The sequence below is a fragment of the Mycobacterium novum genome, from assembly GCF_010726505.1.
GTDB classification, from domain to species: Bacteria; Actinomycetota; Actinomycetes; order Mycobacteriales; family Mycobacteriaceae; genus Mycobacterium; species Mycobacterium algericum.
The window spans coordinates 1,848,489-1,871,433 of the sequence record NZ_AP022562.1; the positions used below are offsets into that span (position 1 = coordinate 1,848,489).

Annotated in this window: 28 protein-coding genes; 16 read left to right on the plus strand and 12 right to left on the minus strand. The window is 69.4% G+C overall.

Translation table 11 applies throughout. The features are described 5' to 3' along the window. Positions 1–46 precede the first annotated feature (46 nt). Positions 47–742 carry a DUF427 domain-containing protein gene (locus G6N19_RS08535; RefSeq protein ID WP_193466138.1) on the plus strand — a complete coding sequence of 232 codons (696 nt, stop codon included), beginning with the start codon at positions 47–49 and terminating at the stop codon, positions 740–742. Here G6N19_RS08535 and G6N19_RS08540 read toward each other — a convergent pair. Continuing rightward, on the minus strand, positions 739–1,641 hold the full coding sequence (locus G6N19_RS08540; protein WP_013827051.1) for an acyl-CoA thioesterase: 903 nt from the start codon (positions 1,639–1,641) through the stop codon (positions 739–741). The two genes, G6N19_RS08535 and G6N19_RS08540, sit on opposite strands and share 4 nt — an antisense overlap. A 129-nt stretch (positions 1,642–1,770) precedes the next feature. On the opposite strand from G6N19_RS08540, the gene G6N19_RS08545 reads away from it, so the two are divergent. Both G6N19_RS08545 and G6N19_RS08550 read left to right on the plus strand, forming a co-directional pair. Beyond that, the gene (locus G6N19_RS08545) at positions 1,771–2,589 is read left to right on the plus strand and encodes an SMP-30/gluconolactonase/LRE family protein (protein ID WP_193466343.1); all 819 of its coding nucleotides are present in this window, start codon (positions 1,771–1,773) and stop codon (positions 2,587–2,589) included. Positions 2,590–2,606: 17 nt separating this feature from the next. Next, positions 2,607–3,431 carry a thioesterase family protein gene (locus G6N19_RS08550; protein WP_193466139.1) on the plus strand — a complete coding sequence of 275 codons (825 nt, stop codon included), beginning with the start codon at positions 2,607–2,609 and terminating at the stop codon, positions 3,429–3,431. Here G6N19_RS08550 and G6N19_RS08555 read toward each other — a convergent pair whose 3' ends face one another. Continuing rightward, positions 3,432–4,064 (minus strand): SDR family NAD(P)-dependent oxidoreductase, encoded by a 633-nt coding sequence (locus G6N19_RS08555; protein WP_013827048.1) that lies wholly within the window; start codon positions 4,062–4,064, stop codon positions 3,432–3,434. 105 nt (positions 4,065–4,169) lie between these two features. Here G6N19_RS08555 and G6N19_RS08560 point away from each other — a divergent pair, with 105 nt between their 5' ends. Continuing rightward, on the plus strand, positions 4,170–4,706 hold the full coding sequence (locus tag G6N19_RS08560) for a TetR/AcrR family transcriptional regulator (protein ID WP_193466140.1): 537 nt from the start codon (positions 4,170–4,172) through the stop codon (positions 4,704–4,706). Between the two features lie 14 nt (positions 4,707–4,720). On the opposite strand, the gene G6N19_RS08565 is transcribed toward G6N19_RS08560, so the two are convergent. Then, positions 4,721–6,061, minus strand: a complete 1,341-nt coding sequence (locus tag G6N19_RS08565; protein ID WP_193466344.1) for an FAD-binding oxidoreductase — start codon at positions 6,059–6,061, stop codon at positions 4,721–4,723. Positions 6,062–6,111: 50 nt separating this feature from the next. Here G6N19_RS08565 and G6N19_RS08570 point away from each other — a divergent pair, with 50 nt between their 5' ends. The 3 genes from G6N19_RS08570 to G6N19_RS21210 are packed head-to-tail and all read left to right on the plus strand — an operon-like array spanning position 6,112 to position 8,564. Further along, positions 6,112–7,011 (plus strand): alpha/beta hydrolase, encoded by a 900-nt coding sequence (locus tag G6N19_RS08570; protein WP_193466141.1) that lies wholly within the window; start codon positions 6,112–6,114, stop codon positions 7,009–7,011. Between the two features lie 33 nt (positions 7,012–7,044). After that, positions 7,045–8,058, plus strand: a complete 1,014-nt coding sequence (locus tag G6N19_RS21205) for a DUF222 domain-containing protein (RefSeq protein WP_232062579.1) — start codon at positions 7,045–7,047, stop codon at positions 8,056–8,058. Then, positions 8,010–8,564, plus strand: coding sequence for an HNH endonuclease signature motif containing protein (locus G6N19_RS21210; protein WP_232062581.1), 555 nt, complete (start codon positions 8,010–8,012; stop codon positions 8,562–8,564). The genes G6N19_RS21205 and G6N19_RS21210 overlap by 49 nt, the downstream gene beginning before the upstream one ends. A gap of 10 nt (positions 8,565–8,574) precedes the next feature. Here the strand turns inward: G6N19_RS21210 and G6N19_RS08580 are convergent, their stop codons facing one another. After that, positions 8,575–9,213 (minus strand): TetR/AcrR family transcriptional regulator, encoded by a 639-nt coding sequence (locus tag G6N19_RS08580; RefSeq protein ID WP_013827043.1) that lies wholly within the window; start codon positions 9,211–9,213, stop codon positions 8,575–8,577. A 128-nt stretch (positions 9,214–9,341) separates the two neighbouring features. On the opposite strand from G6N19_RS08580, the gene G6N19_RS08585 reads away from it, so the two are divergent. Both G6N19_RS08585 and G6N19_RS08590 read left to right on the plus strand, forming a co-directional pair. After that, positions 9,342–9,485, plus strand: a complete 144-nt coding sequence (locus tag G6N19_RS08585) for a hypothetical protein (protein WP_013827042.1) — start codon at positions 9,342–9,344, stop codon at positions 9,483–9,485. A 125-nt stretch (positions 9,486–9,610) separates the two neighbouring features. Continuing rightward, positions 9,611–10,426, plus strand: coding sequence for a tyrosine-protein phosphatase (locus G6N19_RS08590; protein WP_041319333.1), 816 nt, complete (start codon positions 9,611–9,613; stop codon positions 10,424–10,426). A 39-nt stretch (positions 10,427–10,465) separates the two neighbouring features. Here the strand turns inward: G6N19_RS08590 and G6N19_RS08595 are convergent, their stop codons facing one another. The 4 genes from G6N19_RS08595 to G6N19_RS08610 all read right to left on the minus strand — a co-directional run bounded on the left by G6N19_RS08595 (position 10,466) and on the right by G6N19_RS08610 (position 14,477). Beyond that, entirely contained in the window at positions 10,466–11,329 is an 864-nt protein-coding gene (locus tag G6N19_RS08595; protein WP_041316657.1) for an SDR family NAD(P)-dependent oxidoreductase, read from the minus strand. A gap of 40 nt (positions 11,330–11,369) precedes the next feature. Further along, complete coding sequence (locus G6N19_RS08600; protein ID WP_083037106.1) at positions 11,370–12,746, minus strand: aldehyde dehydrogenase family protein; 1,377 nt, start codon at positions 12,744–12,746, stop codon at positions 11,370–11,372. 70 nt (positions 12,747–12,816) lie between these two features. Continuing rightward, positions 12,817–13,752, minus strand: a complete 936-nt coding sequence (locus G6N19_RS08605; protein ID WP_013827038.1) for a class I SAM-dependent methyltransferase — start codon at positions 13,750–13,752, stop codon at positions 12,817–12,819. Between the two features lie 62 nt (positions 13,753–13,814). Beyond that, positions 13,815–14,477 (minus strand): TetR/AcrR family transcriptional regulator, encoded by a 663-nt coding sequence (locus tag G6N19_RS08610; RefSeq protein WP_013827037.1) that lies wholly within the window; start codon positions 14,475–14,477, stop codon positions 13,815–13,817. 115 nt (positions 14,478–14,592) lie between these two features. Here G6N19_RS08610 and G6N19_RS08615 point away from each other — a divergent pair, with 115 nt between their 5' ends. Then, positions 14,593–15,186 carry a TetR/AcrR family transcriptional regulator gene (locus G6N19_RS08615; RefSeq protein ID WP_013827036.1) on the plus strand — a complete coding sequence of 198 codons (594 nt, stop codon included), beginning with the start codon at positions 14,593–14,595 and terminating at the stop codon, positions 15,184–15,186. On the opposite strand, the gene G6N19_RS08620 is transcribed toward G6N19_RS08615, so the two are convergent. After that, entirely contained in the window at positions 15,173–16,087 is a 915-nt protein-coding gene (locus tag G6N19_RS08620; protein ID WP_041319331.1) for a DNA-3-methyladenine glycosylase family protein, read from the minus strand. The two genes, G6N19_RS08615 and G6N19_RS08620, sit on opposite strands and share 14 nt — an antisense overlap. A 64-nt stretch (positions 16,088–16,151) precedes the next feature. Here G6N19_RS08620 and G6N19_RS08625 point away from each other — a divergent pair, with 64 nt between their 5' ends. Beyond that, on the plus strand, positions 16,152–16,541 hold the full coding sequence (locus G6N19_RS08625; protein WP_013827034.1) for a nuclear transport factor 2 family protein: 390 nt from the start codon (positions 16,152–16,154) through the stop codon (positions 16,539–16,541). A gap of 6 nt (positions 16,542–16,547) precedes the next feature. Here G6N19_RS08625 and G6N19_RS08630 read toward each other — a convergent pair whose 3' ends face one another. The 3 genes from G6N19_RS08630 to G6N19_RS08640 are packed head-to-tail and all read right to left on the minus strand — an operon-like array spanning position 16,548 to position 18,468. After that, entirely contained in the window at positions 16,548–16,943 is a 396-nt protein-coding gene (locus tag G6N19_RS08630) for a DUF427 domain-containing protein (protein WP_013827033.1), read from the minus strand. Then, entirely contained in the window at positions 16,940–17,965 is a 1,026-nt protein-coding gene (locus G6N19_RS08635; RefSeq protein ID WP_193466142.1) for an NAD-dependent epimerase/dehydratase family protein, read from the minus strand. The genes G6N19_RS08630 and G6N19_RS08635 overlap by 4 nt, the downstream gene beginning before the upstream one ends. Further along, a complete protein-coding gene (locus G6N19_RS08640) occupies positions 17,962–18,468 on the minus strand; it encodes a nuclear transport factor 2 family protein (protein WP_013827031.1) in 507 nt (168 codons plus the stop codon). The genes G6N19_RS08635 and G6N19_RS08640 overlap by 4 nt, the downstream gene beginning before the upstream one ends. Positions 18,469–18,587: 119 nt before the next feature. Here G6N19_RS08640 and G6N19_RS08645 point away from each other — a divergent pair, with 119 nt between their 5' ends. The 5 genes from G6N19_RS08645 to G6N19_RS08665 are packed head-to-tail and all read left to right on the plus strand — an operon-like array spanning position 18,588 to position 22,929. After that, positions 18,588–19,127 carry a VOC family protein gene (locus G6N19_RS08645; RefSeq protein ID WP_193466143.1) on the plus strand — a complete coding sequence of 180 codons (540 nt, stop codon included), beginning with the start codon at positions 18,588–18,590 and terminating at the stop codon, positions 19,125–19,127. Between the two features lie 10 nt (positions 19,128–19,137). Then, entirely contained in the window at positions 19,138–19,971 is an 834-nt protein-coding gene (locus tag G6N19_RS08650) for an enoyl-CoA hydratase/isomerase family protein (protein WP_013827029.1), read from the plus strand. Next, a complete protein-coding gene (locus G6N19_RS08655) occupies positions 19,968–20,612 on the plus strand; it encodes a TetR/AcrR family transcriptional regulator (RefSeq protein ID WP_193466144.1) in 645 nt (214 codons plus the stop codon). Before G6N19_RS08650 ends, G6N19_RS08655 begins: the two co-directional genes overlap by 4 nt. Continuing rightward, entirely contained in the window at positions 20,609–21,742 is a 1,134-nt protein-coding gene (locus G6N19_RS08660) for an alpha/beta hydrolase (protein ID WP_041316654.1), read from the plus strand. The genes G6N19_RS08655 and G6N19_RS08660 overlap by 4 nt, the downstream gene beginning before the upstream one ends. Further along, positions 21,742–22,929 (plus strand): cytochrome P450, encoded by a 1,188-nt coding sequence (locus G6N19_RS08665; RefSeq protein ID WP_013827026.1) that lies wholly within the window; start codon positions 21,742–21,744, stop codon positions 22,927–22,929. The genes G6N19_RS08660 and G6N19_RS08665 overlap by 1 nt, the downstream gene beginning before the upstream one ends. Positions 22,930–22,945 lie beyond the last annotated feature (16 nt).

Below are 22,945 nucleotides of genomic sequence, written 5' to 3' on the forward strand. Positions count from 1 at the left end.
ATAAATTGTAAAGTCACGATCTGAACATGGGGAGGGGTGACACGACGTGAGCCTGGTCGCCGGACACGGCCCGCTCAGCACCGAGCGCGCCGGTTGGTTCTCGCCCGAGATCGCCACCAGCCTGGTCTATGTCGAGCCGCACCCGCGCCGGGTACAGGCGGTCAGTGCCGATCACCCGGTGCTCGACACCGAACGCGCCCTGCTGGTGCATCGCCAGGGCCAGCCGCTGTCCTACGCCTTCCCGGTTGACGTCGTCGGCGATCTGCCGCATCGGCCGGTGCCGGAAGCCCCGGGGTTCGTGCAGGTCCCGTGGGATGCCGTGGACACCTGGTTCGAGGAGGGCCGCGAACTGGTGCACTACCCGCCCAACCCCTATCACCGGATCGATTGCCGACCGACGCGGCGGACGCTGCGCGTCGAGGTCGCCGGCGCGGCGCTGGTGGACACCGACGACACGGTGATCGTGTTCGAGACCGCCCTGCAGTCGCGGCTCTACGTCGCCCCCGGCCGCGTGCGCACCGACCTGCTGCAGCCGTCGGAGACCTCGACCTACTGCAACTACAAGGGTTACGCGACGTATTGGTCGGCGGTGGTCGGCGACACGGTCATCGCGGACGTGGCCTGGAGCTACCCGGAGCCGCCGCCCGAAAGCCTGCCCATCGCAGGGTTTTTCAGCTTCGACATGGAACGTGTCGGCGGGTTCGCCGACCTGCCGGAACCCGCGGCCGCGCCGGAGCGCTAGATCCGGGCCTGCTCGGCGATCTTGTTGTCGCTGGTGCGCAGCGGTCGGATCAGCCCGTCCTGGGCGAAGGAGGCGATGAGATCCCCCTCCTCGGTGTGCACCGTGCCGCGGACGTAAGACATACCCGCACCCACCTGGGTGCTCTCATGGCCATAGAGCAGCCAGCCGTCCCACCGCACCGGTTCGTGGAAGCTCACCGTGACCGTCATCGGCGCGGTGGACACGGTCAGATGCGACTGGCTGGTGCCGATCCCGGCGTGGGCGCGCATCGTCGTCGAAATGCCCAGATGGCCGGTGAAATAGGCGATCAGCGCCTTGGCGAGGTCGTCGCGGGCGGGGATGGGGTCATAGTGCAGCCAGGCGTGGATCTCCGGCGGTCCCACCTCGTCCGGACTGTTGACGTCGACGACATCGACGAGGCGCACTTGCCGGCCGGTCATCGGCATTGCGCAGGGATTGGCCTGCGCGGGCGACGCGACGTCCGGGCGGGGCAGGTGGTGGCGGATGACGTCGGCCGACGGGACGTCGGCGAGCACCGTCATGGTCGCGCAGCGCTTGCCGTTCTGCAGCACCGAGACGACCGCGGTGGCCGTGGAACGGCCCTCGTTGACCACATCGATGGCGTATTCGACCGGCGGGCCCACCAGCACAGCCCGGGCGAACACCGCGTGCGCCGAACGGATCGACTTGTCGCCGAAGCGTTTTGCCACCCCGACGATGGCCTGGGCCAGCAACTGGGTGCCTTCGACCACCTGCCGCTCATCGTCGGCGGCCAAGCCGGTCGCGCCGGTGAACCGGTCCGGGCCGTCGGCGTTCACCTCGAACAGCTCGAGCAGCCCGGTGACCGACCAGGGCGTGGCCGGCGAGGAGATCTCGGTGGACTCAGTAGACTGCGCCATTCCGCGAGCGTGACATTTCAGTCACGTTTTGTAAAGTGGGCGGGGTTGCGCCCATGAACGCAGGCCAGGAGGACGACCCTGTTGAGCATCGCCGAAACGAGCCTCGACCCCGACACCCCGGCAGCCGGTCTGACGCCCACCCGGCTGGCCGGCGGCTTCTGCTTCGGCGAGGGCCCCCGCTGGTTCGAGGGCCTGCTGTGGTTCTCCGACATGCTCGGCGAAGCGCTGCACACCGTCGACCTGCACGGCTCGATGACCACGGTGGCCCTGCCCGGCCACACCCCGAGCGGCCTGGGTTTCCGGCCGGACGGCTCGCTGCTGATCGCATCCGCCCACGACCGTCAGGTGCTGTGCTACGACGGCGACGCGATCAGCACCGTCGCCGACCTGAGTGAACTCGTGCCGGCCGACCTCGGCGACATGGTGATCGACACCGCCGGGCGCTGCTACATCGGCTCGCAGGCCTACTCCGGCGGAGTCATCGTGCGGGTTGATCCCGACGCCGGGGTGCACACCGTCGCCACCGACCTCGACTTTCCCAACGGGATGGTGATCACCCCCGACGGCGGCACGCTGATCGTCGCCGAGTCCATCGGCCGGCGCCTCACCGCGTTCAGCGTCGGCGCCGACGGCGGACTCGGTGATCGCCGGGTCTTTGCCGACGGCCTCGACGGGCCGCCCGACGGCATCACCCTCGACGCGGCCGGTGGGGTGTGGACGTCGATGACGCTGGCCCACCAGTTCGAGCGCATCACGCGGGGCGGCACCGTCACCCAGCGCATCGACATCGGCGAGCGGGCCGCGATCGCCTGCACGCTGGGCGGGCCGAAGCGCCGCACCCTGTTCCTGCTGTCCAGCACCGACGCCTACCCCAAGCGACTGATCGGGACCCGCGAGTCCCGTCTGGACACGGTGACCGTGGAGATCCCCGGCGCCGGGCTGCCCTGAAAGGGATCCGTCCGAACGTGGAAAAGACCGTGGAAAAGGCCGATTTCTACTACGAACTGCTCGACGCGGACGACCCCCGGGGCGAGAAATTCGCCGCCACCGACCTGGTGCGCGGCACCTGGTCGGCTCAGATTCAGCACGCCGCACCGGTTTCGGCGCTGCTGGTGCGGGCGCTGGAGCGCCAGGCGGCCCGCGACGACACCCGCCTGAGCCGGGTCGCCGTCGACCTGCTCGGTCCGGTGCCCGCCGAGGGTGCGCTGTGGGTCCGCGCCCGGGTCGAGCGGGCCGGCAAGCAGATCGAACTCGTCAGCGCCGAGATGCTGGCCCCGGGCCCCGACCAGCATCCGCGTGCGGTCGCCCGCGCCACCGGATGGCGGTTGCAGACGCTGGACACCACCGAGGTGGCGAACGCGTCGGCTCCCCCGCTGCGACCGGTCGATGCGGCGCGCTGCACGGATATGCAGGCGAACTGGGACCGCAACTACGTGCACAGCCTGGAATGGCGGTGGCTGACCGAGCCGCTGGCTCCCGGCGCCGGCGAGTCCTGGATCCGCCCGATCGTGGACCTGGTGGCCGGCGAGCCGATGACGCCGCTGCAGCGGCTGTTCGCGGTGGCCGACGACGCCAACGGGGTCGGCACGAAACTCGACATCAGGAAGTGGACTTTCCTGAACACCGACCTGGTGGTGCACCTGCATCGGATCCCCGACGGCGAGTGGATCGGGATCCGCGCCGAGACCAACTACGGCCCGGACGGCATCGGAACCACCGTCGGGACGCTCTTCGACGAGCAGGGTGCGGTGGCGGGCATCCAGCAATCGGTGCTGGTGCGGCGGCGTTGATCAGGCCGGTAGCGCCGGCGTGAGCAGCTCGACAAGGCGCAACCGCGGCCCGGTGATCATCGACGCGACCAGCCGCCCGGCGTCCTCAGCGCACGTGACGCCGCCCGCAGGTGCCGATCGGACGGTCGAGGCCCGCACCTGGGTGCCGACGAACTCCGCATCCAAGGCCGCCGCCCAGGCGTCGAACTCCCTCCGGCGAGCGGCATCGGCCCGCCCCACCAACTCCGGGCTGACCAACACCACATCGCCGGGCCCGTTGGCGATCATCGCCGGAATCACCTGCGTAGCAAGGATTTGCGCCCCCACCCAGGTTCGCTCGGCCGACAACCCGAAATCGGTGATGAGCACGTCCGGTGTGCCGATGAGGTACTCCGCGGTGGCCAGAAAGCGGTCGATCGTCCGCGGGTCGGCGAAATCCAGCCGGGCGGCGAACGCGCTCCTTCCGCTCTGCCGTAGCTGCGCCGCGAACCGTTCGGCGCAGTCGGGTTGTCGGCTTCCGATCAGCACCAGGTGACCGTGCGCCGCCAGCTGCGCCGCGGCGGCCTGCGCGATCCCGGAGGCCTCGGTGGTGATCATGACGGCTCGCGGCGGGTGCGCGCGGTCCTCGGACGTGACTTGTGGTGCTTCGATCACGATAATTGCCCTACCGACCCGTCCAGTGGTCCCGCGACCGTGAGGAACGATGGCCAAGCACCGAACCAGCGTGACACTGACGCTATTTTTTGTAAAGTCTCCGATATGACCCGGAGCACGGTGGACGGCCCCGATAGCTCGACACGGCAGCGGATTCTCGCCGCGACCGCCGAGGTGCTCGGCCGCAACGGGCTGACCAAGCTCAGTCTGTCCGAGGTCGCCTCGCAGGCCGGGGTGTCACGCCCGACGCTGTACCGGTGGTTCGCCTCGAAGGAGGAGTTGGTCTCGGCGTTCTCCCGCTACGAGCGGCATATCTTCGACAGCGGACTCCATGCCGCCACCGAGGGCCTCAATGGGGCGGAAAAGCTCGACGCCGCACTGCGTTTCATCGTCGACTACCAGCACTCGTCGACCGGCGTGCGGATGATCGACATCGAACCCAAGCACGTACTCAGCGACTTCTCCCGGATCATCGTCCCGATGCGCGAAGGGCTGCAACGGATGCTGTCCGGCCCGGACGCGGCGGTGAAGGCCGCGGCAGCGATCCGGATCGCCATCTCGCACTACATCATCCGCAGCGATGACTCCGACCAGTTTCTCGCCCAACTTCGCCAGGCGGTGGGCATCCGCCACCGCGATTAGCCGAACCGCCCGGATCAGTCGAACAGCACCGCGGCGTTGAGGTAACCGGTCGGATCGAAGGCGGCCTTGACCGTCCGCATCGCGGCGACATCGTCCGGCCCGCGAGACATCGGCAGGTAAGCGCGCTTGCGACTACCCACCCCGTGCTCGGAACTGACATTGCCGCCGCAGTCGGCGATGAGCGCCATCATCGCCGCGTACAGCCCGGGTTCGGCCGCTGCCGAGCAGCGCAGCACGTTCAAGTGCAGGTTGCCCTCGCCGATATGGCCGAACAGCACCGGCAGCGCGTCCGGTGCCTGCGTGCGGATCGCCGCGCCGGCCGCGGCAGCGAAACCGGCGACGGCGGCCAACGGCAGCGAGACGTCGAACTTCAACGGCGGGCCGAAGACGCCCAGCACGTCGGCGACCGCCTCGCGCACCCGCCAGAGCCGCTGCCGGGTGGCGGTGTCGACACCGACCGCCGGCTCGTCGCTGCACGACACCTGCTGCAGCAGTCCGAACAGCCGATCGGTTTGGTCGGTGTCACCGGCCAGCTCCACCAGCAGCAGCCAGTCGCCGCGCACCGGTGCGGCGACCCCGAGCCGCTCCCCGGTGAGCGCGGCGACACGGGCGTCGATCAACTCCAGCGTGGCGATGCCGTCGAGATCGCGGAACACCCGGGCGGCGCCGATCAGGGCGTCGAGGTCGGCGAAGCCACAGATCGCGGTGACCCGATGCGCCGGCGCCGGCCGCAGCCGCAGCTCCAGGCCGGTGATGACGCCGAGGGTGCCCTCAGCGCCGACGAACAGCGCCGGCAGGTTGTAGCCGGTGTTGTCGGCGCGCACCGCACTGTGCCGGCTCAGCAGCGATCCGTCGGGCAGCGCGACCGCCATGCCGAGCACCTGCTCGCCCATGTTGCCGTAGTGCACGGTGCACAGTCCGCCGGCGTTGGTTGAGGCCATCCCGCCGACGGTCGCGGTGTCCCGGGCGGTCAGGTCGACACCGAACACCAGGCCGGCCGTTGCGGCGGCGCGTTGCACCGCCGCGAGGGTGACGCCGGCGCCCACCCTGATCCGGCGTTCGACGGTGTCGATCTCGCCGACGGTGTTCAGCCGCTCAGTGGACAGCAACACGTCGTCATGTTCGGGGACGGTGCCGGCCACCAGCGAGGTGCGGCCGCCCTGGACGGTGACGTATGCACCGCCGTCCCGGCAGGCCCGCAGCACCGCCGCGACCTCCTTGGCGGAACCCGGCCGCACCAGCGCGCCGGCCCGGCCCCGGTAGCGGCCGGTGTAGTCGACACTGTGACCGGCCAGCACGTCCGGGTCGTCGGTGACGTGGGCACTACCCACCACGTCGGCCAGGCTCCGCAGCAGGCTCGCAGACACCGCCCCGGTCTACCACACGCCGCGCTACCTTTTCCCACATGGCTACCCGCGAAGACATCTCCTTCCGATCCGGCGCCGACCGGATCAGCGCCTGGCTCTACCGGCCCGACGACACCGGTCCGGACGGCGCACCGTTGCTGGTCATGGCACACGGGCTGGGCGCGGTGCGCACGATGCGCCTGGACGCCTACGCCGAGCGGTTCGCCGCGGCCGGCTACGCCTGCCTGGTGTTCGACTACCGCAACTTCGGGGAGAGCGGCGGCGCGCCGCGCCAGCTGCTCGATGTGAAGATGCAGTTGGCGGACTGGGCCGCCGCGGTCGACTTCGCCCACACCCTGGCCGGAGTCGACCCGGCCCGGATCGGGTTGTGGGGCACCTCGTTCGCCGGCGGCCACGTGATCGCAACCGCGGCACGACTTCCGGTCGCGGCGGTGGTGGCGCAGTGCCCGTTCACCGACGGGATCGCCTCGGCGCGCACCATCCCGCCGGTGACGGTCGCCCGGGTCAGCCTGTTGGCGATGCGTGATCTGGCCGCGGCCCGGCTCGGCAACCCGCCGGTGATGGTGGCCACGGCCGGCCGGCCCGGCGAGGTCGCGCTGATGAGCACGCCCGATGCCTACCCGGGCTACCTGAAGCTCGTCCCGGAGGGTCAGAACATCCGCAACGAGGTCGCGGCGCGGATCGGGATGAAGATCCTCGGCTACCGCCCGGGCCGGGCGGCGGCCAAGGTGCGCTGCCCGATTCTGTTCTGCGTCTGCGACACCGACTCGGTCGCCCCGGCGGGACCGACGCTGCGCTACGCGGCGAAGGCGCCCCGCGGCACCGTCAAGAGATATCCCGAGGGACATTTCGACATCTACGTCGGCGAGGCCTTCGAGCGGGTGGTCGCCGACCAGCTGGAGTTTCTGGACCGCAACCTCAAGACCGCAGGAGCCTGAGCCGCCCGCCCCGAACGGGCGCGGCGCGCGCCTGTGGACTCGTGTATTATCGAACATCTGTTCGACACATCGTTGGCGCAGCCGGAAGAGCTGGGTGCTCCCGATGACGGCGCCCTGATCGCGACGATCGCCGGCTGGGCGCGGGTGGAAGCAGCCGCCGCCGCCCACCGGCTGGCCGCCATCAGCGAGTTGGTGGCCCGGCGCATCAGCGGCGATGGGTTCGACCGGTCCCGATGGACCTGCGACAACTGGGACGCCGCCGCCGCCGAGGTGGCCGCCGCCGAACACATCAGCCACCGCATGGCCTCCTCGCAGATGTACCTGGCCGGCGCCCTGCGGCACCGCATCCCGCAGGTGGCCGCCCTGCTACGCTCCGGCCGGATCAGCGCCCGGCTGGCCTCGGCGATCGCCTGGCACACCACCTTGATCACCGACCCCGGCGTACTGACACTCGTCGACGGTGAGCTGGCTGACATAGCCACCACCCTGGGACCGCTGTCGGTCACCAAGGCCGCCGAAGCCATCGACGCCCTGATCGAACGTTACGATCCCGCCGCGGTACGCCGCCTGCGCGACCAGGCCCGCGGCCGCGAACTGGTCATCGACACGACTCACACCGAAGCCGGAACTACCGGGCTGTGGGGCCGGCTGTTCGCCGTGGATGCCGCCGCCCTGGATCAACGACTGATGCAACTGGCACACAGCGTCTGCGACGACGCCCCTCGCACCCTGGCCCAGCGCCGGGCCGACGCGCTCGGCGCCCTGGCCGCCGGCGCCGAAACCCTGGCGTGTGCCTGCGGCCACCTCGACTGTCCCGCCGCCACCGGCACCGACGCCCGCGCCGCCAACGTCGTCGTCCACGTGCTCGCCGAACCCGCCACCGCCGACGCCGCCCCCGACCCGCAACTGTCCGGCGAACCCGAGCCCGCACCATCCCGGCCGAGCCCGCGCCGGCTCAATCCCGCCCGCCCTCGGCACGCATCGTCGGCGGTGGCAGCGTGCCCTCGGGCCTGCTGGCGCAACTCATCGCCAGCGGCGCCACCGTGACGAAGCTACGGCCCCCGGCCGAGCTGACCACCGAGACCGGCTACCGGCCTTCATCCGCCCTGGCCGCATTCGTCCGCGCCCGCGACATGACTTGCCGATTCCCTGGCTGCGACCGGCCCGCGACCGCCTGCGACATCGACCACGCCGTCCCCCACCCCTGGGGGCCGACCCACCCGGGCAACCTGCGCTGTCTATGCCGAAAGCACCACTTGCTCAAGACTTTCTGGATTGGGCCCGGCGGCTGGAGCGACCGTCAGCACCCCGACGGCAGCATCGACTGGACCTCCCCGACGGGCCACACCTACACCACCCGGCCGGCCAGCCGCCTGCTGTTCCCCGGCCTCAGCCTGCCCACCGCCACACCACCGGCCACCACACCACCGGTCGGCCACCAGCGCGACCTCATGATGCCCACCAGAAGAACCACCCGCGCCCAAGACCGCCTCCGATGCATCAACACCGAACGCGCCCTCAACCTGGCCCAACGCGAGAGGCCTCCCCCGTAGCGGGGGCCTGCTACACGCCCAGCGGTGACTCGACGCGGACCGTCTCATCGCGGATCAGCCCGCGCAGCAGGGCGGTGCTGAACTCCGCGGCGATCTCCTTGGCGCTGCGCCTACCGCTGGGCCGCAACCAGCGGTAGGCCCCCAGCGTCATGCCGATGTAGCCGAGCGCCAGCACGTGCGAATCGCACTGGTAGAACTCGCCGCTGGCGATACCCCGGTCAATCAGGCCGTGCACGTGCTCGTAGACCTGGGCTTCCTTCTCCCGGACCTCGGCGACCTGTTCGTCGGTGAACCACTCGGTGATGTAGGGCTGCTCCTGGAAGTAGACCGCCGCCCCCTCCGGGTTGACGGCGATCTGGTCGAGTAGCCGCACCGTGTACTGGTATAGCGCCTCGCGCGCGGTCCAGGTCGGGTCGTCGTGCACGGCGGCCAGCGTCCGTTCGGCGGCCTGCTGGTAGATGTCGTAGAGGATCAGCGACTTGCTTGCGTAATAGTGGTAGACGGTTGCCTTGTTCAGGCCGACCACATCGGCGACGTCGTCCATGCGGGTGCCGTGGTAGCCGCGGGCGGCGAACAACTTGGTGGCGACCGCGAGCAGCTCTTCGCGGCGGGAGGGCCCCTGGGCGGAGCTCCCCTTGTCGTTGGGCATGTGCACTCGCTATCCGGCCGCCGGCATCATCCGGTCAATCAACTGGTTGGAAGGATTCTATGCAGTCCGGCATCGCACCGTTGACGGGCCGACTAAACTGGGGCAATCCAAGCTGAGGGGTTGATGACATGGGTCCTGGTTACGGTTACGATCCGAATCCGGATTACGACATGAGCGATGAGGCCGAGTTCTTCTTCAAGTACCTGACCTGGGGCCTGCGCGGCGTCGACGGCGGCGGCGGCTACCCGCCACAGAACTACCCGCCGATCTAGTCCCGGCGAGCAAGCGTCACGGCCCCCGATCCATCACCGGATCGGGGGCTTTTTGCGGGGTGTCGCCCCCGCTTGCGGGGGACTGCCGCGACGGAGCCGTCCGCCCGGTGTCCTATCGTGGCGAGGTGACCTCCCAGCCGGACCTGCCCGGGGCGTGGAATTTTCGCGACGTATCAGAGACGACCGGCGCGCTGCGCCCGGGCCGGCTGTTCCGGTCCAGCGAACTGAGTCGCCTCGACGACCGTGGCCGCGAGCAGCTGCTGCGTATCGGGGTGGCCGACGTCGCCGACCTGCGGTCCCCGCGGGAGGTGACGCGGCGCGGGCCGGGTCTGGTGCCCGACGGTGTCGACATCCATCTGCTGCCCTTCCCCGATCTGGCCGCCGACCAGGCGCCCGAGAGCTCCTCGCCGCACGAGGACGCGTTCCGCAAGATGATGGCCGAGAAGCCCGATGCGGACACCGCCGCCGACGTCGCGGCCCGCTACATGCTCGAGGAGTACCAGCGCTTCCCCACCCTGGGCGGCTCCCGCCGGGCGGTGCAGCGGGTGGTGTCGCTGCTGGCGGCGGGCCGGCCGGTGCTGGCGCACTGCTTCGCCGGCAAGGACCGCACCGGGTTCGTCGTTGCGGTGGTGCTGCAGGCGGCCGGCGTCGACCGGGATGCGGTGGTGGCGGACTACCTGCGCAGTAACACCGCGGTGCCGGTATTGCGGGACCGGATCATGGACATGATCCGGTCCCGGCCCGAGGATGAGATCACCCCCGAGGTGCTGACCTTCACCGAGGCCCGGCTCTCCGACGAGGTGCTCGGCGTGCGCGCGGACTACCTCGAGGCCGCCCACCGTTCGATCGAGCAGAACTTCGGCTCGCTGGACGCGTTCCTGCACGCCTCCGGGGTCACCGATGCCGACCGGGACGGGCTGCGCGCCGCACTGGTCGACTGACACCGTCCGGCCGCGACGCCCCCGGCCGAGGCCACCGCGCTACTGCAGCGAGAAGCTGGCCGCCTTGGCCGCCGACATGTCGGCGATCGTCGACCACTGCGCCGCGACGTCATCGACCGACGGCGGGTTTTCGAAGTTGGCGCCGGCGTTCTCGAACAGCGCCGCCCGCTGCACCTTGCCGCCACCGGCGATGAACACCGAGCCCGTCTCGGCGAGCTCTTCGGTGCACAGGTAGGCGACCACCGGTGCGACGTACTCGGGCTTGAGTTTCTCCAGCACCTCCGGCGGCAGGATGTCCTCGGTCATGCGGGTGGCGGCGATCGGGGCGATCGCGTTGGCCTTGATGTTGTACTTGGCGCCCTCGATGGCCAGCGTGTTGATCATGCCGACCAGGCCGAGCTTGGCGGCCCCGTAGTTGGCCTGCCCGAAGTTGCCGAACAGTCCGCTGGTGGAGGTGGCCACCACCACCCGGCCGTAGCCCTGCTCGCGGAAGTGCGTCCAGGCGGCGCGCACCACGTTGTACCCGCCGTAGAGGTGCACCTGCAGCACGGCGTTCCAGTTGTCGAAGGTCATCTTGTGGAAGGTGCCGTCCCGCAGGATGCCGGCATTGCTGACCACGCCGTCGACCTTGCCGAACTCGTCGATCGCGGTCTTGATGATGTTGGCCGCGCCGTCGCTGTCGGCGACGCTGTCGTAGTTGGCGACGGCCCGGCCACCGGCCTCTTTGATCTCGGTGACCACCTGATCGGCCATGTTGTGGCCGGCTCCGGTGCCGTCGCGGGCACCGCCGAGATCGTTGACCACCACCGCGGCACCCTCGCGGGCCAGGGTCAGGGCGTATTCACGGCCAAGTCCGCCACCGGCTCCGGTGACGACGACAACACGATCCTGCACTCCGGGCATGAGCTTCCTTCCTCGATTCGATCGTCACGATAAAACAGCCCTAGAAAAGCCTTCGCGCCAACTTCCAGGCCTTCTCTGTATACGGCGGGTAGATCATCGCGCTGACATCGGGTCGGGTTGGCTTGGTCAGCACCGTCTTGCGGTGGCTGAACTCCTCGAAACCCCACCGGCCGTGGTAGGCCCCCATTCCGGACGGGCCGACGCCGCCGAAGGGCAGCTTGGCGGTGGACACCTGGAACACCAGGTGGTTGACCAGCATGCCGCCCGCGGGCACCCGGCTGATCACCTTCTCGCGCACCGCGCGGGTCTTGGTGAACAGGTAGGCGGCCAGCGGCTTGGGCCGGGCGTTGACGAACGCGATGGCATCCTCGATGGAGGCGACGGTGATCACCGGCAGGATGGGGCCGAAGATCTCGTTGGTCATCAACGCCTCGGCGGGATCGGGGTCGACGACGACGGTCGGTTCGATCCGCAGTGTGGCGGCATCCGTGCCGCCGCCGAGCGCCACGGTGCCGCGAGTGTCGGCCAAATACTTTGTGAGACGGTTGTATTGGCGTTCGTTGACGATCTTCATGCCGTGCGGTTCTTGCGCGCGGAAGTCGGTGATGGCCTCGCCGATCCTGGCGACGAGTTCGTCGCGGATCGTGGCGTCGGCCAGCACGTAGTCGGGGGCGACGCAGGTCTGGCCGGAGTTCAGCAGTTTGGTCCAGGCGATCCGCTTGGCCGCGACGTCGATGTCGGCGTCGGCGGCCACGATGCACGGGCTCTTGCCGCCCAGTTCCAGCGTCACTGGTGTCAGGTGTTCGGCCGCCCCGGCCATGATCTTGCGGCCGATCTCGGTCCCGCCGGTGAACATCACCCGGTCGAAGCCCTGCGCGATCAACGCCTGACTGACCGCGCCGTCGCCCTCGACCACCACGATCGCGTCGTTGTCCAGGTAACGCGGCACTAACTCGGCCATCAGCCGCGACGATGCGGCGGAGATCTCGGATGGCTTGAGCACCACGGTGTTTCCCGCCGCGATCGCGCCCACCAGCGGTCCCAGCGTCAGATAGAACGGGAAGTTCCAGGCGCCGATGATCAGCACCGTGCCGTAGGGTTCGTACTCCACCCAGCCGCGGCCGGGCAGCTGGGCCAGCTCGAGCAGCCGATGCCTGCGCCGCATCCACTTCTTGACGTGCTTGGTCGCATACCGGGCCTCGGCAGCGGTCCCGGCGATATCGGCCAACCACGCCTCGAACGGCTTGCGGTCGAGGTCGGCCGCCAGCGCCTCGGCGATCTGCGCCTCGTTCTCGTTCATCATCTGCTCGAGGCGGCGCAGCTGGGTGCGCCGCCAGCGCACATCGCGCGTCCGTCCGGTCGCGAAGGTGCCGCGCAGCAGGGCGACGACATCGCCGACATCGGTAGTGGTGGTCATGGTCCCTTCCTACCGCTGCGCGGCCCGTCATGCCGCGCGATCGGCGCAAGAGGGGCAGCCGGTCAACGGGTCAGTCGCGCACCGCGGTGACGAACTCCGAGAACGCGTCGGTGTCGTCGCCCATCGGCACGTTCACCCAGCGTCCCAGCCGGCGCATCTCGGCGGTGGAGTGCTGCGCGGTGGCCCGCCAACCATGCCCGTTGAGCCATTCCGGCACCGCCGCGCGGTCCTCGTCGTGGTAGATCAGATCCTGGATGTCCACCGTCTGCTCCAGGCCGATCTGTTCGGCGACCTTCTTGAAGCGTTCCGACATCTCCTGGCGCCGCTGGTCGGCGTGGTTGGCCGCGGTCTCGACCGCGATCCGGCTCCCGGGGGCGCTGAGCGCCGTGATCTGCTCGAACAACCGGTCCTGGGCGTCGGCAGGCAGATACATCAACAGGCCCTCGGCCAGCCACGCCGTCGGGGCCGCCGGGTCGAAACCGGCGGCGGTCAATGCGGCCGGCCAGTCCTGCCGGAGATCGATGGCCACCGCACGGTGCTGCACCGGCGCCCTCACGTCGTGGGCCGCCAGCGTCGTCTCCTTGTAGCCCAGCACCTTCGGCTGGTCGATCTCGTAGACCGTGGTCGCGGCCGGCCAGTCGAGCCGGTAGGCGCGCGAGTCCAGCCCGGAGGCCAGGATCACCACCTGGCGGATCCCGGCGCCGACCGCCTCGGCGAAGTAGGCGTCGAAGAAGTGGGTCCGGACGGCCTGGTAGCTGCGCATGTGGTGATACACCGCGGCGATCTCGGGATCGACGGACTCCAGCTTGTCGATCAGTGACTCGTTGAGCAGCGTCTCCCACACCCCGGTGCCGGCGTTGGCGACCAGGAGTTTGGCGTAGGGATCGGAGATCAGCGGATCGGAACTGTCGGTCTCGACCGCGCGGGCAGCGGCCACCATCACCGCCGTGGAGCCGACGCTGGTGGCGATGTCCCAGGTGTCGTCATGGGTGCGCAGTGTGCTCATCGGTTACCTCGCTAGCTTGCCGTCGGTATCGCAAGCCATGCTACCGAAAAAAGTTAGGCGAGCTATTCACTGCCGTCGTCGGCCGGTGGGGCGGGCTGATGCAGCTGCCAGAGTCGGTTCGCCAACAGCGCCTGCACGCTGGCGATCACCGCGGCCGACTCGTCGTGGTCGCCGAGCGCGGCGATGTAGAACCCGATCCCCCACAGCACGGCCAACAACGTCTCGGTCAGATCGCCGACCGAGGTCGCGGTGACCAGCTCGCCCCGATCGATGGCATCGGTGAGCGCGTCGGTGAGGAACCGCCGGGTCGGCCCCTGCAGATCCCCGACCAGTGCCCGCAGTTCCGGGTCCCGCTGGGCGTCCAGCACCGCGGTGACCGCGAACGCCGCGGCCGTGCGGTCCGCCTCCCCGAGCTGGGCGAACGCGTAGATGACCGACGACAGCCGTGCGATCAGACCGTTCTCCGCGCGCGCCCGTTCGACGGCGTTGTCGAGAATCGATTCGTTGCGGTTGAGCACCGCCTGGTAGAGCAGTTGCTTGTTCGAGAAGTAATGGTTGATCGCCGGCCGCGTCAGATGCGCGCGGGCGGCGATGGCCTGAAACGTCGTCGCGTGGTAGCCGAACTCGCCGAACACGCCGCTGGCGGCGACAACGATGCGTTCCCGGGTCACGCTGGACCGTGCGCCGCGGGGACGCCCGAGCCGGTGGAACGCGACATCCTGCATGAGATGAATTCTGGCACCGCCACCGTGACCCGTCGGTAAATTCCGCATTACGATCATTCACTTCTGCATCCCCAGATGCGTCCCGCCAGCGGCTCCGGCGAACTAAAGTCAACTTATGGGCGCGGTGCTCTCCCGACAGGCGTACTTCGAGACGGGTCTCGAAGTGCTGTCGGAATTGGGCTACGGCGGCCTCAAGCTGGCCGAAGTCTGCAACCGCCTCGGGGTGACGACGGGCTCGTTCTACCACTACTTCACCAGCTGGCCGGTCTACACCCGCGACCTGGTTCAGCACTGGCTGGACGTCCGCACCGTCCAGCACGTGGAGTTCGTGCGGGCCCTGCCGGATCCACGCGAGCGTCTCGACAGCCTGATCCAGATCGGCCTGGCGCTGCCGCACGGCGCGGAGGCCGCGATCCGCTCCTGGAGTTCGGCGGATCCGCAGGTGCACGCCGTGCAGACCCAGGTGGACCGGCAGCGCTTCGACATCATCTACGAGTCGGCGCTGGAGGTCCTGCACGATGAGCGTCAGGCGCACCTGTTCGCCAGCTGGGGGATGTACATGCTGATCGGTTACGAGCAGGCGCTACTGCCCCGCGACAGTGCCGCGATCGCCTGGATCGCCGCCCAGTTGCTCGACGCACTGGACTCGGGACGATTCGCCAGCGCCGCGGCCGCCGAAACCCCCGGGCAGCCCTTCACAGCGAACTGATGCGCTGCACCGGCAACCGTGGCCCGCGCCGCGGTTCGACGGCCAGCCCGCTCTCGATCAGCAATCGCACCACCCGGTGGCGGTGCGGTCGCATCGGCGCCAGCAGTTCGATCATGGTGTCGTCGTCGATCGGACGGCCGAGTAGCGTCCAGCCGATCATCTTCGCGATGTGATAGTCGCCGACCGACAGCGCATCGGCGTCGCCGAAGGCACGCTGGGCGGTCTCGGCCGCGGTCCACACCCCGACACCGGGCAGCGACATCAGGGCCAGCTGAGCCGCCGCGGCGGGCCTGCCCACCAGCCGCTCCAGCGATGCCGCCCGCTGCGCGCAGCCGACCACGGTGCGGGCTCGGCCGCCGTCGACGTTGGCGCGGTGAAACTTCCACGACGGGATGGCCCGCCACACCTCGGCCGGCGGCGGCACCCGCATCCGCGCCGGCGCCGGTCCGGGCGCCGGGCCGCCGAATTCGGTGACCAGCACCCGCCAGGCCCGAAACGCATCGACGCCGGGCACGCGCTGTTCGAGCACCGCCGGGATGAGCGCTTCAAGCACCCGTTCGGTGCGGCCCAGCCGAAGGTGCGGCAGCCGACGGTGTGCGGCGGCCACCGTCGGCTCGGTCGGCACGAAGTCCGACGCGTCGTCATCGGCGCCCAGCAGGCCCGGCAGTCCGTCGAGGAACTCCGCGGCGCCGTCGCCCCACGCCGTGCAGTCCACCGCCTCGGGCGCCGCCCGGGTGATCCGCGCCGTCACCGGTCCACTGGCGAGCAGGCTCGTCCGCCAGATGGCGCCGTCGATGATCTGCAGGCAGGGGTCACCGGGGCCGCGGCGCAGCGGGGACAGGGTCAGCGCGGGACTGGCAGGCCCGGGAAAGGTGACGGTACGGCGAAGCGAACTGTTGATGACGTGATCATAGGGACGCCATTTCCACGTTGACCGCTTCGCGTCGCCACGCCACGATGAAGACGTGGCCACCCCGTTCGACGATCCGCAGGCGGAATTGGCGTGGATGTTCCTGCAGGGCCTCTGTGGCGATGATGACCTGGACGAGATCTTCACCCTGGTCAGCGACGACTTCAGCTACTGGAGCATCCTGACCCGCCAGGCGATCGACGCGGACGCCCTGCGCCAGCAGGTGGAGGAGCGCCGCCACGGCCTGCGAATCACGCTGGATCTGACCCGCTGCATCAACGAGGGCGAGACCGTGGTGATCGAGGCGCACGGCGACTGTGTCACCGCCGACGGCGGCCACTACGACAGCCCGCTGGTGTTCATCGTCGACTGCCACGACGGCCGGATTGTGTCGGTGCGCGAGTACACCGAGACCCGGTTCGCCGGTGAAGTGCTCGGAATCTAGGCCGATCTAGTCCTGGCCGACGCTGATGTCGGCCTTGTCCGGGTAGAAGGCGATATGCCCGGCGATCGCGGCGACAGCCGGAAACGGTTGTTCGTAGGTCCAGATCACATCGGCGACGGTCTGGCCGGCCGCGGTGGTGACGGTGTAGTAGGCGGCGTCGCCCTTGAACGGGCAGTAGCTGGACGTCGTGGTGCGGCTCAACAGCTCACCATTGACGTCGTCCATCGGAATATATTGCACCGCAGGGCGATCCGCCTCCTGCAGGGTGAGCGCATGGTCGGTCTCGGCGACGACTTCGCCGCCCACACGCACCGTGACGTGCCGGCCGGTCGGGGTCACGGTGATCGGGTATTCGGCGGTCGGGATGTGGACAGGTCGGCTGCCCGAGTCGTGCTGGGTCATGCGGCGGTCCCTCGCTTCCTGGCATCGCGCAGTTTCATCCAGAAACGCGCCGCCTCCCGGATCGATTCCTCCACCGGCCGGGGCTGCCAGCCCAGCTCGCGCACCGCCTTGGAGTGGTCGACTTCGGACTCCGCGCGCATCATCCGGACCGACTTCCACGACAACTCGGCGTCCTTGCGGCCCAGCCCGGCCTTCAGCGCGCCCAGCGCCCCCAGGGCATACAGCATCGGCACCGAGATCGACCGCGCCGGCGGCGGCACCCCGGCCTCGTCGGCCGCGATCGCAATGATCTCGCCGTTGGTGATCATGCGCTCGGAGATCAGGTACCGCTCACCGTTGCGGCCGTGCTCGGCGGCCAGGATCAGCGCCCGCGCGGCGTCGTCGACCCCGACGGCCTCCAGCCGGATACCGTCCATCACGAACGGCAGCTTGCCGTAGACGGCGCCGGCGATGAACGCGCCGTGCGGGGTGCGGCCCCAGTCGCCGTCGCCGTAGGTGCTCGATACGCACATCGCCACCGCCGGCAGTCCGGCGTCGGCCGCATAGCGCAGCACCAGGTCTTCGGCCTGCACCCGGGACCGCACGTAGGGGGTCAGTCGGCGGCGGTCGATCTGGTCGGTCTCGGTGGCGACATGGCCGCGGCGACGGCCGACGGTGACGTAGCTGCTGGTGAACACGAACCGGCGCAGGCCGGCGGCGACCGGCTCCTCGATCGCCACATCGAGCACGTTGCGCAGCCCTTCGACGTTGGTGCGGAACAGCGGGGCCGGATCGCGCAGCCAGGCGCGGGTGTCGACGACGCAGTAGTAGATGTCGTCGCAGCCGGTCATCGCCTCGCGCAGCGTGGCGGTGTCGAACACATCGCCGTGGTACCGGGTGACGTCGAGGTCGTCGATTCCGATGGTGTTGGCGCTCGGGCGCACCATGACCCGGACGTCTTCACCGGCGTCGACGAGCTGGCGGGTGACGTGTGAGCCGAGGAATCCGTTGGCACCGATGACAAGCTTGGGGTGAGCCTTCACGCATTCCCTCCGAACTGCTTCATCCAGGCGGCCGCCTCGTCGTCCAGGGTGCCCAGCTCTTGGGCCTTGCGGCACCACTTCATGGTCGCGGCGACGAAGCGCAGCGGGTTGTAGATGTCCTCCTGCCGGCACCACAGGCCGTCGCCGGCGTAGGTGACGATCGAGATGTTGGTGGCGCTGATGACGGTGCCGTCGCCGGGATCGCGCATCGGATTGTCCAGTTCGCAGATGATGCGCCCGCGCGCCTCGTCGATGACCGTCCACAACGACGGGAACTCGGTCATGTAGCTACCCGGGAAGGTCGACATCGTCTGGCGGATCCAGGGCCGCACCTCCTCGCGGCCGTGCATGGTGCCCATCGCGTGCTCGACGTATTCGACGTCGGGGGTGTAGTGGCTCACCCAGGCGTCCCAGTCCTTGGTTTCGGCGGCGCGGGCGACGGTCTGCTCGAAGATCTCGAATGCGGCCGCGAGCTCGGCGCGGCTGAACTGCGGGTTCGTCATGCGAAGAACTAGAACACGTTCTATCGGAGTTGTCGAGGGCGGTCGCATTCGAATCTGGGTTTATATTCGGATCGGTGTTACGGTGACGCCGTCGACCCACTGGTCAGAAGGAGATCGCCGTGACGTCCAGCAAACCGGCCGTCGGGCTGCATCACGCCGCCTACGCCTGCGCCGACTTGGAGGCGACGCACCGCTTCTACCAAGACCTGCTGGGGTTCCCGCTGGTCCACACCGAGGTCGAACAACTGCAGGACGGCTTCTTCCGGCACGTGTTCTACGACCTCGGCGACGGCTCGTGTATCGCGTTCTTCGACCTGCACGGCGTCGGTGAGAAACCCGACTGGTCGAGTTCGTTGTCGCGCCCGAACGGCTTGCCGGTGTGGGTGAATCACGTGGCGTTCCGGGCCAGCGAGGAGAAGCAGAATGAAGTCCGCGCCCGGATGGACGCCGCCGGCATCAAAGCGCTGATGGACGTCGACCACGGCTGGTGCCACTCGTTGTACTACCTGGACCCCAACGGCATCATGGTCGAGTTATGCCGGGACACACCGGGTTTCGAGCGCGACCCGGAGCAGGCGCATGCGCTGCTGACCAGCACCGAACGGGCGGCCGACCCCAAGGTGGTCACGTCCCGCTCGAACACCACCCGGCTCGGTTGAAGCGGCTCGCATGGGTCTCGACTCGCTGACGACGCTCGCCGTCGCCCACGATGGGCCGGTGGCCCGGGTACTCATCGACCACGGCGAGCTCAATCTGATGGACGCCGCGATGATGGGCGACCTGTGGCGGCTGGTGAACTGGTTGCGCAGCGCGGCCGGCAGCGACGTGCGGGTGGTGGTGCTGCAAAGCGCAAACCCTGACTTCTTCATCGCGCACGTCGACCTGGCACTGCTGCAGGCCTCGGCCGACGATCCCGAGGCCGCGGTCGGCTCGTTCCAGGACCTGGTCGGCGCGTTCCGGGCACTCGATCAGGTCACCGTCGGGGTGGTCGCCGGGCGGGTGGCCGGCGGCGGAATGGAACTGCTGGTGAACCTGGATCTGCGGTTCGCGGTCACCGGCCGGGCGGTGTTCAACCAGATCGAGACCGGGATCGGGGTCATCCCCGCGGGCTCGGGCCCGCAACACCTGCACCGGCTGCTGGGGCGGGGCCGGGCACTGGAGGTCATGCTGGCCCACGACGACCTCGACGCCGAACTCGCCGAACGCTACGGGCTGGTCAACCGGGCGCTGGATGCGGGCGGCGCCGCGGCGTTCATCGACCGGCTGGTGGGGCGCATCGCCACGGTGCCGCTGGCCGACATCGCCGCCATCAAGGCCACCCTGGCCGCTCCGGACATCCACACCGGTCTGGCGGCGGAGCGTTCGGCGTTCGCCGAGGTGCTCGGCCGGGGCGAGGCGCTGCCCAAGATGCAGCGATTCCTGGCCGCCGGCGGCCAGACCCCGGCCGGTGAACGCCGGCTGGCCGAGCTGGTGGCCGGCCTCGACGCGACGGAACCGGCGTGACGGCCCGGGCCGGGGCGCCCGCCGACAGCCGTCCCACCGTCCGGGGCCGCGACACCCAAGCACGGCTGGAACAGGCCGCCCGCGAGGTGATCGCCCGCAAGGGTTTCTTCAAGACGACCATCACCGACATCACCTCGGCCGCCAAGCGCTCGCCGGCGTCGTTCTACCACTACTTCGAATCCAAGGAAGACCTGCTGGCATCGCTGGCCGAGGACTTCCGGGCTTTGGCCAAAAGCCGTGCGGTGCAGGCGTTGCACCCGGGCCAGGATCTGCGGGGCATCATCGAGGAATCGGTGCGCGCGCACTGGGAGACCTACCGCGACCACCTCGGGGTGATGGTCGGGGTGTTCCAGCTGGCGATGATCAACGACGAGTTCGCCCAGCGCTGGCGGGACATGTGCGCCGACGCGATCGACTGGGTGGCGCAGACGGTGCGGATGGCCCAGCGCAAGGGCTACGGGACCGACGCGGACCCGGAGCTGGTCGGCTCGGCCATCGTCGCCATGCTCAACCACTTCACCTATGTCTGGCTGGTGGCCGGCGGTGACGTGGCGGGCCGCGAGCTCGACGACGAAGCGGCGATCAAAACGCTCACCGACACCTGGTATCGCTCGGTGAGCTGGCGCGAACAAGGTTCATGACAATAAGGAGTGGTGCAGTGGCGGTAACGCGCGAATTCGTTTCGCTGACATCGGCAACCGGGGCGGTGAACCCGGCCGGGTATCACCCCGCCCAGGGGCTGTACTGGACTCCGGCCGGGGCCAAGCCGAAGGTGGCCGTGATCGCCAGCCACTACAACGTGGACTTCGCCGAGCACTACCTGGCGCCGCTGATCGCCGAACGCGGTTACGGCTTCCTGGGCTGGAACACCCGGTTCCGCAGCGGTGAATCGATCTTCCTGCTCGAACACGCGCTGCTGGACATCGCGGCCGGGGTGCAGTGGCTGCGCGAGCAAGCCGGCGTCGAGGTGGTGGTGTTGCTCGGCAACTCCGGGGGCGGGTCGTTGATGGCCGCCTACCAGTCGCAAGCCGTCGACCCGCACATCACGGCGGTCGGCGGCGGTCCGGTACCCGATGCGGTCAACAGTCTGCCGCCCGGCGACCTGTACGTCTCCACCCAGGCCCACGCCGGCCGTCCGGAGGTGCTGACGGCCTGGATGGACCCGTCGGTGACCGACGAGTCCGACCCGCTGTCGTGCGACCCGGCCCTGGACATGTACGCCGAGCAGAACGCGCCGCCGTACACACCGGAGTTCCTCGCCCGCTACCGCCAGGCGCAGCGGGACCGCAACGACCGGATCACCTCGTGGGCGCAGGCGGAGTTGCAGCGACTCAACGCCGCCGGAACCTACGATCGCTCGTTCTCGGTGCATCGGGTGTGGGCCGACCCGCGCTACCTGGATGCCTCGATCGACCCGTCGGACCGTCCACTGAACCGGTGCTACCTGGGCGATCCGCGGCGCGCCAACCGGGCGCCGTACAACATCGCCGCGCACTGCACGCTGCGGACCTGGCTGTCGATGTGGAGCCTACAGACCTCGTTCTGTCAGGGCGCCCCGCACCTGGGACGGATCACGTTGCCCGCCTTGGTGATTCAGGGCACCGCGGACACCGGCGTCTTCCCCAGCGACGCCCACCACATCCACGACTCGTTGGCCAGCACCGACAAGCAACTGCATCTCATCGCCGGCGACCACTACTTCGAGCAGCCCACCGACAGCCGAACGGTCTGCGCCGATCTGGTGGCGTCCTGGATCGCCGAACGAACCTGATGGCCGCGCTCGACTTCGATTTCCGCGACCCGGACCTGCATGCCGACCCGCTGACGTATCAGCGGCGGTTCGCCGATGCCGACCCGGTACACCGCAACAGCCAGGGGCTGTGGGTACTGACTCGTCATGCCGACGTGCTGGCGATACTGCGCGATGAACGCGCCGGCACCGACCGGCGAAACCTGTACCGCAGCAAGCTCGATCCCGGCCGGCCCTATCTGACCCACGTCGAGCACAACCTGTTCTACCGGTCCGGCGACGACCACCGCCGGCTGCGGGCACCGCTGTCGCGGGCGTTCACCCCGCGCGCACTGGCCTCCTTCGAATCCGAGGTCGCCGCCCGCGCCCGGTCGTTGGCGGCCGCGCTCGACCCGGCCGGCTTCGACCTGGTGGCCGAGTTCGCCAAGCCGTTACCGCTGGGGGCCATCGCCACCCTGCTGGGGGTGCCCGACAGCGAACTGGACAACCTGCAGGACTGGTCGATGGCGTTGATCGCGGCGCTGGAACCGGCGGCACCCCGGTCGGTGTTCACCGCCGCCGACGACGCCGCGGCCGGGATGAAGGACCTGCTCGCCGACCTGCTGGCGCTGCGCCGCGCCGACCCGGGCCACGACCTGCTGTCGGTGGTGGCCGCCAGCGGGCTGCCACTGTCCGACGACGAACTGCTGCACAACGCCATCTTCTTGTTGTCGGCCGGGCACGACACCACCACGGCGGTACTCACCGGGGCGACCGCGTTGCTGATCGAGAATCCCGGGCAACGGCGCCTGCTGGCCGACGCCGGGGCCGCCCCGCACGCCGTCGACGAACTGGTCCGGCTCATCAGCCCGGCCATGATGATCTCCCGGGTTGCCGAGGCGCCCATCGAGCTCGGCCGCGGGAAGGGCGGGGCCGTCATCGACCCCGGCGCCCCGATCCTGCTCGGGCTGGCCGCCGCCAACCGGGATCCGGCCGTGTTTCCCGACCCCGACCGCCTCGACCTGGCCCGGCCGCAGACCGGCCACCTGGGCTTCGGGTTCGGCCCGCACGTCTGCCTGGGCGCCCCGCTGGCCCGGATGCAGATCCGCCTGGGACTGCTCGCGCTGTTCGACCGGTTCGCCGACTTGACGGCGCAGGCGCCGCCGCGCCGGGAGCCGAGCGCGGTGTTGACCAGCTATCGGTCCTATCCCCTGGCGGGCGCTGCCTGAGCCGGGATAATCGGGG